The sequence below is a fragment of the Acinetobacter sp. IK40 genome, from assembly GCF_035615075.1.
In the GTDB taxonomy this organism is placed as follows: Bacteria; Pseudomonadota; Gammaproteobacteria; order Pseudomonadales; family Moraxellaceae; genus Acinetobacter; species Acinetobacter courvalinii.
This window is the reverse complement of the sequence record NZ_JANBOE010000001.1, coordinates 1-12,984: the sequence shown is the minus strand read 5'-3', so window position 1 is coordinate 12,984 and position 12,984 is coordinate 1. Positions and strand designations below refer to the sequence as shown.

13 protein-coding genes, 2 tRNA genes and 1 other RNA gene are annotated in these 12,984 nt (G+C 44.4%); 8 read left to right on the top strand and 8 right to left on the bottom strand.

Features of this window, described 5'->3' with window-relative positions; translation table 11 throughout:
- Positions 1 to 97: 97 nt before the first annotated feature.
- The gene (locus MSG93_RS00080) at positions 98 to 565 is read left to right on the top strand and encodes an Lrp/AsnC family transcriptional regulator (RefSeq protein WP_009507109.1); all 468 of its coding nucleotides are present in this window, start codon (positions 98 to 100) and stop codon (positions 563 to 565) included.
- Between the two features lie 45 nt (positions 566 to 610).
- Here MSG93_RS00080 and MSG93_RS00075 read toward each other — a convergent pair.
- The 4 genes from MSG93_RS00075 to coaD all read right to left on the bottom strand — a co-directional run bounded on the left by MSG93_RS00075 (position 611) and on the right by coaD (position 1,888).
- Positions 611 to 687 (bottom strand) — tRNA-Met (locus MSG93_RS00075).
- A gap of 62 nt (positions 688 to 749) precedes the next feature.
- Positions 750 to 1,105, bottom strand: an RNA gene (rnpB, locus tag MSG93_RS00070) — RNase P RNA component class A.
- A 26-nt stretch (positions 1,106 to 1,131) separates the two neighbouring features.
- Entirely contained in the window at positions 1,132 to 1,395 is a 264-nt protein-coding gene (locus MSG93_RS00065) for a YfhL family 4Fe-4S dicluster ferredoxin (protein ID WP_005229038.1), read from the bottom strand.
- 1 nt (position 1,396) lies between these two features.
- Entirely contained in the window at positions 1,397 to 1,888 is a 492-nt protein-coding gene (gene coaD / locus MSG93_RS00060; protein WP_004770918.1) for a pantetheine-phosphate adenylyltransferase, read from the bottom strand.
- Positions 1,889 to 2,017: 129 nt separating this feature from the next.
- On the opposite strand from coaD, the gene smpB reads away from it, so the two are divergent.
- Positions 2,018 to 2,494 (top strand): SsrA-binding protein SmpB, encoded by a 477-nt coding sequence (smpB, locus tag MSG93_RS00055; RefSeq protein WP_005229036.1) that lies wholly within the window; start codon positions 2,018 to 2,020, stop codon positions 2,492 to 2,494.
- Positions 2,495 to 2,540: 46 nt separating this feature from the next.
- Here smpB and MSG93_RS00050 read toward each other — a convergent pair whose 3' ends face one another.
- The 3 genes from MSG93_RS00050 to rluD form a co-directional block, all read right to left on the bottom strand.
- Positions 2,541 to 3,107 (bottom strand): flavodoxin family protein, encoded by a 567-nt coding sequence (locus tag MSG93_RS00050; RefSeq protein ID WP_005283927.1) that lies wholly within the window; start codon positions 3,105 to 3,107, stop codon positions 2,541 to 2,543.
- A gap of 84 nt (positions 3,108 to 3,191) precedes the next feature.
- Entirely contained in the window at positions 3,192 to 3,932 is a 741-nt protein-coding gene (pgeF, locus tag MSG93_RS00045; RefSeq protein ID WP_324618852.1) for a peptidoglycan editing factor PgeF, read from the bottom strand.
- Between the two features lie 165 nt (positions 3,933 to 4,097).
- The gene (rluD, locus tag MSG93_RS00040) at positions 4,098 to 5,147 is read right to left on the bottom strand and encodes a 23S rRNA pseudouridine(1911/1915/1917) synthase RluD (protein ID WP_032868283.1); all 1,050 of its coding nucleotides are present in this window, start codon (positions 5,145 to 5,147) and stop codon (positions 4,098 to 4,100) included.
- A gap of 71 nt (positions 5,148 to 5,218) precedes the next feature.
- On the opposite strand from rluD, the gene MSG93_RS00035 reads away from it, so the two are divergent.
- Entirely contained in the window at positions 5,219 to 6,319 is a 1,101-nt protein-coding gene (locus MSG93_RS00035; RefSeq protein WP_032876929.1) for an outer membrane protein assembly factor BamD, read from the top strand.
- A 128-nt stretch (positions 6,320 to 6,447) separates the two neighbouring features.
- The gene (locus tag MSG93_RS00030; RefSeq protein ID WP_324618849.1) at positions 6,448 to 8,331 is read left to right on the top strand and encodes a DNA primase; all 1,884 of its coding nucleotides are present in this window, start codon (positions 6,448 to 6,450) and stop codon (positions 8,329 to 8,331) included.
- A gap of 10 nt (positions 8,332 to 8,341) precedes the next feature.
- Here MSG93_RS00030 and hemA read toward each other — a convergent pair whose 3' ends face one another.
- Complete coding sequence (hemA, locus tag MSG93_RS00025; RefSeq protein ID WP_324618847.1) at positions 8,342 to 9,625, bottom strand: glutamyl-tRNA reductase; 1,284 nt, start codon at positions 9,623 to 9,625, stop codon at positions 8,342 to 8,344.
- 79 nt (positions 9,626 to 9,704) lie between these two features.
- Between hemA and MSG93_RS00020 the strand changes: the two genes are divergently transcribed.
- The 4 genes from MSG93_RS00020 (at position 9,705) to MSG93_RS00005 (ending at position 12,934) form a co-directional block, all read left to right on the top strand.
- Positions 9,705 to 11,423 carry a tetratricopeptide repeat protein gene (locus tag MSG93_RS00020; RefSeq protein ID WP_005229029.1) on the top strand — a complete coding sequence of 573 codons (1,719 nt, stop codon included), beginning with the start codon at positions 9,705 to 9,707 and terminating at the stop codon, positions 11,421 to 11,423.
- A 4-nt stretch (positions 11,424 to 11,427) separates the two neighbouring features.
- Positions 11,428 to 12,009 (top strand): lipoprotein insertase outer membrane protein LolB, encoded by a 582-nt coding sequence (gene lolB, locus MSG93_RS00015; protein WP_032867926.1) that lies wholly within the window; start codon positions 11,428 to 11,430, stop codon positions 12,007 to 12,009.
- A gap of 18 nt (positions 12,010 to 12,027) precedes the next feature.
- On the top strand, positions 12,028 to 12,861 hold the full coding sequence (gene ispE / locus MSG93_RS00010; protein ID WP_324618841.1) for a 4-(cytidine 5'-diphospho)-2-C-methyl-D-erythritol kinase: 834 nt from the start codon (positions 12,028 to 12,030) through the stop codon (positions 12,859 to 12,861).
- A tRNA-Gln gene (locus MSG93_RS00005) sits at positions 12,860 to 12,934 on the top strand. The genes ispE and MSG93_RS00005 overlap by 2 nt, the downstream gene beginning before the upstream one ends.
- Positions 12,935 to 12,984 lie beyond the last annotated feature (50 nt).

Below are 12,984 nucleotides of genomic sequence, written 5' to 3'. Positions count from 1 at the left end.
TGCAATTTTAATTCACACCTCTGCGTTTAATTCTGCAATTTTATGCAAGAATACGAGTAAATTACGCTTTATTATTCTTAGGATGAGAGATTTAATCGTGTCAGACATTTCATTGGATCAGTTCGATTATGCAATTTTAAGACAATTGCAACACGATAATAAAATGTCACATCGGAAAATAGCCGAACTGGTCAATCTCTCCCAAGCGTCTGTACAACGGCGTATTGCCAGACTTGAACAAGAACAGGTGATTGAGAAAAATTGTGCCGTACTCAACCCCAAAAAGTTTGGCGAAAAAATTACATCAATTATTGAGGTGCGTTTAGCAGAAGACCGTTCTATTGTGATGGATCGGGCCAAACAATATTTTGCCCATGTCGATGAGATCCAGCAGTGTTATTTCGTCAATGGTGGCGTTTCTTTTATTATCATTATGATTTCCGATACCTTATCCCATTTTGAGGCGTTGGTACGCAAGCACTTTGCAGATAATCAGGATGTCAGCACTTATCGGACACTGATCGTTTTAGATCGGGTCAAAGTCGGATTAGAGTTATCTATTTAAAAACAGCAGATAAAAAGAGACCACGCAGGAGCGTGGTCTATAAAATGGTGGCTATGACGAGACTTGAACTTGTGACCCCCGCATTATGAGTGCGGTGCTCTAACCAACTGAGCTACATAGCCGAAAACTGTGGGCGCATTATCTTAACTTTCGCTACACACGTCAAGCACAATTTTCAAAAAATTTAAGAAGTGGGCCTATAAGCCGGGTTCTGTCGAGGACGATCATTCCTCTAGGCGTACAATCACTCATACGCTCAAGCGACCTACCCGAATCCAGCACGGGCCGTGCCTCAGGATTCCTATTTGGTCTTGCTTCAGGTGGGGTTTACCTTGCCGTGAACTGTTACCAGACACGCGGTGCGCTCTTACCGCACCCTTTCACCCTTACCTCACGAATGAGGCGGTCTACTCTCTGCTGCACTTGCCGTCGGCTTTCGCCGCCCAGGCGTTACCTGGCACCTTGCCCTTTGAAGCCCGGACTTTCCTCCCCTGCTTCAGTCACGGAGACCTCCACAGCAGCGACCGTCCGGCCCACTTCGTGGCGCATCTTACCAAAGTTCGCTGTTAATTGCTTGCATTTTTTTGCGCAGTCAGCTTTTTATATTTCTCCATCAACTCATCATGCGATTCCACATGCTGAGGATCTAGCGGAATACAGTCGACCGGGCAAAATAACTGACACTGGGGCTGATCATGATGTCCGATGCACTCTGTACACAGTGCAGGATCAATCTCATAAATCAGCTCACCCATATAAATGGCGTCATTAGGACAGACAGGTTCACAGACATCGCAGTTAATGCATTCATCTGTAATATATAAAGACACGTTACCAACCTTGTTGATGTTTACGTTCAAAGGCCTCGACCACAACGGCAGGCACAAATTTGTTTACATCACCTTTTAAACGGGCAATTTCTCTCACCAGTGTCGATGAAATAAATGAATATTGCTCAGATGGAGTTAAAAATACCGATTCAAAATGTGGATCAAGCTGACGGTTCATATTGGCCAGTTGAAATTCATATTCAAAATCTGAAATTGCTCTTAAACCACGCAGTACTGCTGTCGCACGCTGTTCACGGAAAAAATTGACCAGTAAGCCATCAAAACCGACAAACTCAACATTGTTCAAATGACTGAGTGAGGCTTTTGCCAATTCAACACGCTCTTCTAAACTAAATACCGGATTTTTATGATGACCAATCGCAATGGCAACCACAACTTCATCAAACATTTTTGATGCTCTTGCAACCAAATCAACATGTCCATTGGTTATTGGATCAAAAGTCCCCGGATAAATCACACGTGTTTTAGACATGCGGTGTACTCTAGTGAATGAGATAAGGTGCGTATTTTAACAAATCTTCAGCCTAAACGCGAAATTCCTAAACATTGGAAAAAGATTGCGTTTTGCGGCACAATAGAAGCAATTGTGGAAGTTTGAATTATGGCGCAAGCAACAGTTGTAAAAAAACATAATGGTGGCACGATTGCTCAAAACAAAAGAGCGCGCCACGATTACTTTATCGAAGAAAAATTTGAAGCAGGCATGTCTCTCCAAGGCTGGGAAGTAAAATCCCTACGCGCTGGGCGTATGAGCCTGACGGAAAGCTATGTCATTTTTAAAAATGGTGAAGCTTATTTATTTGGTTCACAAATTCAGCCGTTACTGTCTGCATCAACACATGTGGTTCCAGAAGCAACCCGCACCCGCAAGTTGCTATTGTCTCGCCGTGAGCTGGAAAAGCTACTCGGTGCAGTCAATCAAAAAGGTTATTCATGTGTACCATTGGCATGTTACTGGAAAGGTCATCTGGTCAAGCTTGAAATTGCCCTGGTAAAAGGTAAGCAATTACATGACAAGCGTGCCACCGAAAAAGATCGTGACTGGCAGCGTGATAAAGCACGTATCCTGCACAAATAAAAAAAACCTCCAATTGATGGAGGTTTTTTTTATTTCGATCTTCAACTTACACATGTTTGAGTCTTAATTCAGCCAGATATTGGCCAAACTTGCGTGCTGTTTCCAGATCACCTTCTGGCGGCGTTACTTCAACACTGGCATTGTCTGATTGCGTCATTAAACCGAGAAAGCTTGACATCCTGTTAATATCCGATTGACCACGTCCAGTGGGCATAAACGGTAAACCGGCCCATAACATGCCATGCTGCATTGCAAATAAATTAATCTGCTGCAACACGGCCAGCTTATCACCGCTGAGTCCACCGCCATTGGTAAAACCGGCAGCCAGTTTGCCTTGCCAGGTACGTGCCAACCAGCGTTTGGAGGAATCTTCCATAAACTGTTTCAAGGCAGAAGTTAAGCTTCCCATATAAGTTGGACAGCCCATGACAATCACATCCGCCTGATCAAGTAAGTCCCATTGCGGTGCAGCCACAGACAACAGATGCACTTCGGCACCTGCCTGCTCTGCGCCCTGAGCAATGTATTGCGCAACTTTGGCCGTGTGCCCATAAGGACTGTGATAAACCACACACACTTTGACCTGGGAAGAATTCAACTCAATAACAGACATGGAAAATTTAAAAAACCAAGGAATTAGATCAAGTTTAACATTTTTAAACGCGACAAGGCCAATCGGCAATGCAATGCCGGCAATTTATTGCATAAATACAAAGCTGGCCATGCGACCGGTTTTGGCATCACGGCGATAGGAAAAATAATCCTTAGCTTGCTGATACGAACACTGATCCCCCCCCAGCACCGTTTCCACGCCCAAATGCTTTAAGATAAAACGAGCGATTGCATACAGATCTGCCTGATATTTACCCTCGACCTGCCCTGCCATAAATGCAGATGCCAGTTCAGGATATTTCTCACAGAAAGCAGCCTTGACCTCTGCCCCGACTTCAAAGCATGGCTGGCTAATAGCGGCGCCTAACCATGCCCAACTCGGCTGAGATTTCATTTCAGCGATTGTATTTTCCACAATGCCTGCCGCCAAACCGCGCCAGCCGGCATGCAGATTGGCAACTTCAGTCCCTTCAGCATTGCCCAAGACCACAGGCAGACAATCAGCTGTCATCATCATCAAGGCATGACCGGCACGTTGTGTGACCAGACCATCGCCCTCAAGGGCAACAAATGGAATCTGTTCATTCACGGTATGACAAATGGTGCTGTGGGTTTGCGTCATCCAGGTGATTTTATCCACGCCGAATTCACTCAGTTGATTCAGCAAGATCATACGATGTTGCTGAACACGCTGCGCCTCATCATTGACATGCAAAGCCAGATTGAACCCTGACAAACTCTGATTCGGCGTTGCGACTGTGTCTGGATGGTCAATGCGTGTTTGGCCGACAAAAACACCTTGGGGCAGACCTTGTACAAATTGCATAAATATCTCCTGAGCTATATTTCCTACCCTCAACCTCTCCCTTGCGGAACTATAATCGTTCCTCATCTCCTCAAAGAAGAGGGAATTTAAAGCACTGTAAGACATTAAATTCACCAAAGTCTTCCGCCTTTAACGAGGAAGATTTAGAGGGAGCTAGCGCTTCAGTTAATAGGCTTCATTTTCACTGCGTAGCACTTCTACCAATTGCGTGAAGTCTTCTGGCCACGGCGCCTCAAACATCATTTCTTCGCCTGTGCGCGGGTGCACCAGACCCAGTTTGGCTGCATGTAAGGCCTGACGCTTAAAGTTACGCAACATATTACTTAACTTTTCTGAAGCACCTGCAGGAAAACGCACACGGTTGATATATACCGGATCTCCAACCAGACCATGGCCTAAATAACTAAAATGGACGCGAATCTGGTGAGTACGCCCTGTTTCAAGCTGGGCCTGAACACGGGTAAAGTCACGGAAGCGCTCTTTCACATTATAGTGTGTCACTGCATCACGACCGCCTGGCAAGATTGCCATTTTGACACGATCCACTGGATGACGTTTGATCGGCTCATCAATGGTGCCACCCGCGATGATATTGCCGTAGGCAATCAGATCATAAACGCGATAAACCGTTTTCTTTGCCAGTTGCTTACTCAGTGAAAACTGAGCTTCCAGGTTTTTAGCCACCACCAGTAAACCACTGGTGTCTTTATCAATACGATGCACCAGACCGGCACGAGAAAGTTCGGCCAGTTTTGGTTCATGATAAAGCAATGCATTTACCAAAGTTCCAGATGGATTACCTGCACCCGGATGCACCACCATGCCGACTTCTTTATTAATCACGATGATATCGTCATCTTCATAGACAATATTTAACGGAATGTTTTCTGGCTGGCTTGAGGTTTGCGCTTCAAGTTCAACTTCAAGTGTAAGAAGCTCATTTCCTTCACAGCGGTACTTTGGCTTGACAATGTTACCATTTACCAACAGATGGCCGTCTTTCATCCATTGCTTGAGTTTTTCCCGTGAAAACTCGCTCCATACCATTGCGGCAACCTGATCAATACGTTGCCCTAAATAGTTTTCATCGAGTTGAATTTGCAACGATAAACGTGTTGCAGTTGAGTCAGAATTATGATTATCTGCATCGACAGAATCTTCGAGTAAGAAATCTGTTTCAGAGATGTTTGAATTGGAAGATTGTGCTGAAGTCATTTGATGATCGGTACAAAAATGGTTTAATAGCACCATTGTAGCTCATTGCCCAGAATAACAGAGGAGTTTTTATGTCGCTACCACGTTATAAAATTACGGTGCTTGCACTATCTTTAGGTGTAGCGTCTGCATTTGTGGGCTGTAGCAGCAATCCAAGTAAGAAAGAAGTGGTTGATAAAGGACCACAATCAAGTGAACAAGTTTATTTCGAAAAAGCGCAGAAATCACTTGAACGCAATCAATATACCGACGCGGTCAAATCACTTGAAGCGTTAGATACCTACTATCCAACGGGACAATATACCCAACAGGCACAGCTTGAGCTTCTCTACGCGAAATTCAAACAGAAAGATTATGAAGGGACGATTGCGCTTGCAGAGCGTTTTATTCGTTTAAACCCGCAACACCCGAATGTTGACTATGCTTACTACGTGCGTGGCGTCGCCAACATGGAAATGAATTACGACAGCCTGATTCGTTACACTTCCCTACAGCAATCACACCGTGATGTGAGCTATGTCAAAGTGGCGTATCAGAACTTTGTTGACCTGATCCGTCGTTTCCCAAGTAGCCAGTATTCTGTAGATGCTGCACAGCGCATGAAATTTATTGGTCAGGAACTGGCTGAAAGTGAAATGAATGCAGCGCGTTTCAACATTGAACGTAAAGCATGGCTGGCTGCGGCTGAACGCGCACAATGGGTGATTGAACATTACCCACAAACTCCGCAAACACCTGAAGCTTTAGCCACTCTGGCATATAGCTATCAAAAACTTGGTGATCAGGCGACCTCTCAACAATATGTTGAAATTCTCAAGCTGAACTATCCGAATTTAGTTAAATCGAATGGTGAAGTGAATTTACGTGCAGCACGTAAAGAAGGTAGCTGGGTCAACCGTGCCACTTTAGGTCTGTTAGGACGTGAATCAAAAACCGTACAGGTGAAAGAACAAGCCAAAAGCGATACGGAACAACGCAGCTTAACCAACCGCTTAAGTTTTGGCCTACTGGATAAACCTGAAACTGAAGCAACTGTTGCACCAGCACCTGTGGCTGCTCCGGAAGCACCAGCAGCAAGTACAGACAAACCAAGCTGGAAAAACCGTTTAAGCTTTGGCCTGTTAGACAAGCCGGAAGCAAAAACCACGACTGAGGACGATGCTGCAAACTAATTTGCAATCATCTGATACAGCAAACAGGCAAGTCTCCCTTGCCTGTTTTTTATTTTATGCAACAATGATTGCTGACATTTTTGCAGAGCAACGATGTTTTATTTTCTGTCTGAAATGGTTTAACGCACATGGCAATTCCACAGCATACGATTGATCAAATTCTGGATCGAACCGACATTGTCGATTTGATCGGTCAGCGTGTGAAGTTAAAAAAGACGGGCCGTACCTACTCCGGCTGCTGTCCATTTCATCAGGAAAAATCACCGTCTTTCCACGTCTATCGTGACAAGCAGTATTATCACTGCTTTGGTTGTCAGGCCAACGGCAATGCCATCCGTTTCCTGATGGATATCGACGGCCGTAACTTTGTCGATGTGATGAAAGAGCTGTCTAACAAGACCGGTGTCGACCTCCCCAAAGATAATCACGACAATAAAAAACTCTCTTATAAACGCAGTCCACAACAAGCCGCTACACCTCAGCCAGTAAAACCAGCACAAGAAAATCCAGTCGCACCACCTGTAGTCGACGAATTTATCGATGGACATTTTGTCGATATGGATCGGGTGATGGATGATCCGTTTGCCCAGTTTGATCCCTCATTCAACATGGATGAGCAGGTACAGGAAGGTAATCTGTATGATCTGCTGGAGAATGTGGCGCAGTTTTATGAACGCCAGTTACCGAATAGTCAAAAAGCACAACACTATTTCAGACAACGTGGTCTCTCGGCACAAACCATCCAGTTTTGGCGTTTAGGTTATGCACCAGAAGACTGGCAGCATCTTGAAAAAGCCTTTCCACAAGATATTGAAGGCTTAAAACAGCTCGGCCTGATTCGCTCAAGCGACAGTGGCCGGGATTTTGACTTGTTACGTGAACGGGTGATTTTTCCCATTCGCGATCATAAAGGTCGTGTGGTCGGTTTTGGTGGTCGTGCACTGAATGATGAGATTAAACCGAAATACATTAACTCGCCTGACTCGGAAGTGTTCCATAAAAACCAGTTGCTTTACGGCCTCTATGAAGGCCGTAAACTGAAAGCCAATGACTGGTTGATGGTGGAAGGCTATATGGACGTAATTGCACTACAGCAATACGGCATCAATGGCGCCGTCGCAACACTTGGAACAGCCAGTAATGCGGATCACTTAACCACGTTATTTAAACAGAACTCCCGTATTACTATTGCCTTTGACGGGGATGCCGCAGGACAAAAGGCAGCACGACGCACGCTGGAAATTGCACTGCCGCTACTGAATGATGGCCGTGAATTAAAATTCTTTGTTTTGCCCAATGAACATGATCCTGACTCGCTGATCCGCCGTGAGGGTCTGGAAAACTTCCAGAAATTACTGCAACAGGCGCCGCTGTTATCCGACTTTGTGTTTGCCCATTTAACCGGCCAGCATGACGTCAGCACGCCTGAGGGTAAAAGTCTGGTGATGGGTGAACTGCGTGAATTGACCGACTTGTTGCCGAAGCACGGTTCATTCCGCTATTTGCTGAGTCAATCTTTCCGTGAAAAGCTGGGTTTAGGCAAACGTTTTACCCCCCAAGTCAGCCATGATGCCTCGTTGTCTTTTAACATTCAGACCAAAGATGAAGATTTTGCAGTAGCGATTTTGATGCACCATCCCTTCTTGTACATTCATTTTGAAGAATTACGCGCGGTGATTGATCAGGATGAACTGTTGGCAAAAATTTTAGCCGTATTGAATATTGTGTTTGATGAATTGCCTGATGATCAGGAGCTGGCAACTTATTATGTGCTAGGTGCATGTAGCAGTTATAGCCATGAGCTGGCTGATATTATGCAACGCACTAATATTCAGTCATTAACTCAGGCACCTGAAATTGCAGATAAACTTGCTAAAGAATATGCATTGGGTTTACAAGAAAAATATCTGCGCTTAAAACTTAAATCGCCGATTTCCTTGATTGAATCACGCAATTTGCGTCAACAGCTGAATGAGTTAACCAAACAGATTAGTTTGCGGTTGCTATCTTAGAACCACAACCTTACTGTCTCGGTTTACGTTCGTGCTCAAACACGTCTTGTAAATGCTGCTGTAACCATTCGAAATAATCCGGATTTTCAGCTTTGGCGGCTTCTCTTAGCAAGATTGAGGTCGGATGCATTAACTTTTGGGTTAAACGATGCGCGAACTCGTGTAACACCTGTTCGGCGGCATGACCATGCTGTAATGACTCTAAGGCATGCGTCAATTCTTTCTGACTGACTTCTTCACTATGCTGACGATAGGCCTGAATGGTACCACTCGCCTCTTTGACTTTTTGCTGGGTCATCAACTGGGTGGCCAATTGATTAACCATAACCTCGGCTTCAACCGCTGCCTGACGACGTTGTGCCAGATTTTCATCAATCACACTTTGCAAATCATCAACGCCATACAAATACACGTTATCCAGTGATTCAACTTTGGGATCAATATCACGTGGTACCGCTAAATCGACCATCAGCATCTGTTGATAGCGACGTTTTTTCAATGCCGCTTTGACATCTGAATATTCAATCACTTGATGCAAACTACCTGTACAACTTGAGATGACATCTGCTCGATACAAATTCTGTGCAAGTTCCGTAAAAGGAATAATTTCAACATCGACCTGATGGGCAATTTCCTGTGCCAGAACATCGGCACGTTCACGGCTACGGTTACAGATCAGGATCTTTGCCACCCCCATTTCAGCCAAATGTTTAGCGACTAAACTGTTCATCTCTCCCGCAGCCACCACCATTACGGTCAGTTTTTCTGGACGGCTAAATACTTGCAATGCCAACTGAGCAACGGCATAACCCATTGAAACGGCATGACTTCCGACAGAGGTTTCAGAACGGACCCGCTTGGCGGCATAAAAGGCATACTCAAAGACACTGTTCAGTTCAGGCGAAACGGTTTCTGCCTCTTTTGACAGCGCCAAGGCACTTTTTACCTGTCCCAAAATCTGCGGTTCACCCAGCATCAGCGAATCCAGACCACTGGCAACCCGCATCAAATGTGTAACAGCCTGAGCATTCTCGTAACGATAAACATGATGAATTAACTGTTTTACATCAATATTATTCACTTGGGCCAGCCAGTTCAGGACACTTTCTGCATCTTCTGTCATGGCATAGACTTCGGTACGGTTGCAGGTCGACACCACCACAAGGTCATTCAAGGATGACTTCTGGTTTTGTTCAAGCAATAGCGCAGCTAATCGCTCTGCATTGAAAGCAATTTGTTCACGAAGTTCAACAGAAGCTGTTTGATGGTTGACACCCAATGCAAAGAAAGACATATCAGATCATCATTTCGCTAAATTTATGTTATTGTGCAACATCGGTGTCATAAAAAGCATTACTTTGGATCAATAAAAATTGCGTCAGCTATATCGCCGTACCCTTTTTAGCGGCAAGACGATTAGACGGTATTCTACCACAATCTTGTTGTTAGGTAGCATGAGCTCTTATGTCTCTGCACAAGCAATACACGACATGTATGCAGATAACAGCTTTGAAAATGCTTTACAACAAAGCATGATTGCTGAATTTTCTCTTGCTTATGATGATATTGCAACCGCTCTACACAATTATACCGTGCTTGCAATTCGTAGTAATTCAACCACCATCAAGCAGCGCGCCTTAGATGTTGCCTTAGAATATAATGACTTACAGTCTGCCTTAGACATTGCAACCCACTGGGTGGAGCAAGAACCCAAAGATGTACCAGCGTTATTCTATTTATCGCATATCGCGCTCAAAACGCATGAGTACGAGCTGGCTGCAAAAACGCTGGATAAAATTTTAAATATTGATCCGACTGCCGATCTGGAAGAAATTTTAGCCGGGATTGCCCCCGAACAGGCGCAAGATCGCGAAGTGCTGTTAAATGCCCTGCGTGCCAGCGAAGAGCGTAACAATCCCTCTATTCTGGCCTTGATTGCTGGTTTAGAAGCGCAAGATGGTTTGTATGAACAAGCGCTTAAAAATATTAATCGGGCATTACGAAAACGCTCGAAAACCACCAGTTTCATTTTAATGAAAGCCAACCTGCTCATGGCTTTGCAAGATGATGAAGAAACACAGAAATGGTTTGCCAAGGCAAGTCGCAAGAATAAAAACAATATTGATATTCGTCTGGCCGAAGCACGCTATTACATTCAGATCAACCAGCAGCAGCAAGCTTTAGACAAACTTGAAGATATCATTAAAGATCATCCCAAAGCCGAAGAAGCGCTGTTTATTGCAGGTTTGACCAGTATTGACCTGAAGCAATATGAAAAAGCCGAGCAATATCTGGTGGAATTGCGTTCATCGGCCAAATATCAAAATGAAGCCTATTACTATTTGGCAATCAATGCCCAGCGCAAACAGCATTATGAAACGGCAAAGGCTTATTATCGTCTGGTCGATGGTAGCCTATATATCGTTTCCCGACGCAATATGATTGCGATTTTCGAGAAACAAGAACAGCTCAATGATGCCTTACGCTTCCTGACGCAGGAACGTGTTAACTATCCGCAACATGCCAGTTTCCTCTATCAGGCACAGGCCGATATTCTCAAGAAAATGGATAACAAAAAGGCCGCTTTGGCGTTGCTGGATGAAGCCATCAAGAATTTGCCGGATGATCCGGAACTGATTTATGCTGAGGTCCTGTTACTCGACCCATACACAGATCGGGACAAATTAGACAAAACCTTAAAGCAATTGCTGGTACTTGAGCCGAATAGCCCAACTTATCTAAATGCGTATGCCTACACCTTAGCTTTGCAAAACCGTCGCCTCAAGGAGGCGCGTAAATACGCCGAGATGGCACTGGATTTTGCACCTGAACAGGCATCGATTCTGGATACTCTGGGTTATATCGCTTTCTTACAAAATGATTTTGACACGGCTGCCAAAGTACTCGGTCAGGCCTATTCGCTCAGTCAAAATGTCAATATTGGTATTCGCTATGCCAAAGCCTTGTATATGCAAGGCGCACTCACGCAATTTAGCGAGGTGTTACAGCAATTGAAACAAAAACATGCCAATGCCCCACAATTACAACAGCTTGATAGCTTAATCTTACCCATCACTGTAAAAAAGAGTTAAACCCATGCGCGTGTTTTCAAAATTATGCTTCGCCGTGTGTAGCAGTAGCATTTTGTTTTTAACCGGTTGTCAGAGTTTGAGCCAGCCCAATAAAGTGATTGCTTCACCACAACTACAAGACGAAAATAATTTTAACCTGCAAGGTAAAATCGGTGTCCGCACACCGCAACAATCTGGCAGTGCATTTTTTACATGGGTACAACAACAGGATCAGTTTGATATTGAGCTGACCGGTATCCTCGGCGTAGGTAAAACCCAGATTGAAGGCAAACCTGGTCAAGTCACTTTAAATAGTGCCAAAACAGGCTTGATTACGGCCGCAACACCAGAAGAATTACTGGAAAAAGCAACCGGTTGGCAAGCACCCATCATGCATCTTGCATACTGGATACAAGCCAAACCTGCAACCCAAAATGCTCAAGTCAGTAAAGATGAGCAAAATCGTCTTAAACAGCTGGTTGAAGATGGCTGGACTGTAGATTTCAGTTATAACGATGCACAAACCCTTCCGAATAAGCTTTTGTTGAAGCAAGCTCTTGCAGACGGTAAAGAAAACCGTATTACAATGGTGATTCAAAACCGATAATTTTTTAGATTATTTTTTATGATTAGAGTGCCTTCCCCCGCCAAGCTGAATTTGTTTCTGCATATCACCGGTCGTCGTGACAATGGTTATCATGAATTACAGACCATTTTTCAGTTGATTGATTTATACGACTGGATGACTTTTGAACCGCATGCGGAAGAAAATATTCAGATTGAAGGTCTGGCAGAAGTACAACTCGAACAAAATTTAATCTATCGCGCTGCACAGTTATTGCGTCCACATGCCAAAAAATCATGTGGGCTGAATATCCGGATTGAAAAAAATATTCCGATGGGTGCTGGGCTCGGTGGCGGTTCGTCCAATGCCGCGACCACCCTGATTGTGCTGAACCAGCTCTGGCAATGTGGCTTAAACGAGCAGCAACTCGCCGACTATGGTGTACAACTAGGTGCGGACGTCCCGATCTTTGTTTTTGGCCGCAATGCTTGGGCTGAAGGCATCGGTGAACATTTATCATTCATAGACTTAGCTCAAAAAAAATTCATAATCCTGAAACCTGACTGTTTTATCAGCACTCAACAGCTTTTTTCGCAAAAAACATTGACAAGAGACTCTAAGATCACTAAATTTTGCGCCTATCAGATAGAACCTTCTAATTTTGGAAATAACTTTGAACCTCTGGCTCGACAGTTATACCCTGAAGTAGAAGAAGCAATGCAGTATTTAGATCAGTTTGGTCGAGCAAAGCTTACAGGTACAGGTGCTTGTGTTTTTATTGAAGTAACCGGTGAAATGGATACAGCGCAAATTTTGCAAAACTCGCCTTGTAAATCTTACTTGGTCAACAGTTTAGCAGAGTCTCCGTTAAGACATTTCTCAGTTACACGTTAGGGGCGTCGCCAAGTGGTAAGGCACCGGGTTTTGATCTCGGCATCCGTTGGTTCGAATCCAGCCGCCCCTGCCATATAATAGATTGTTTCCAAATTACCCGTTGGAAAAATTAAAAATTTTTCC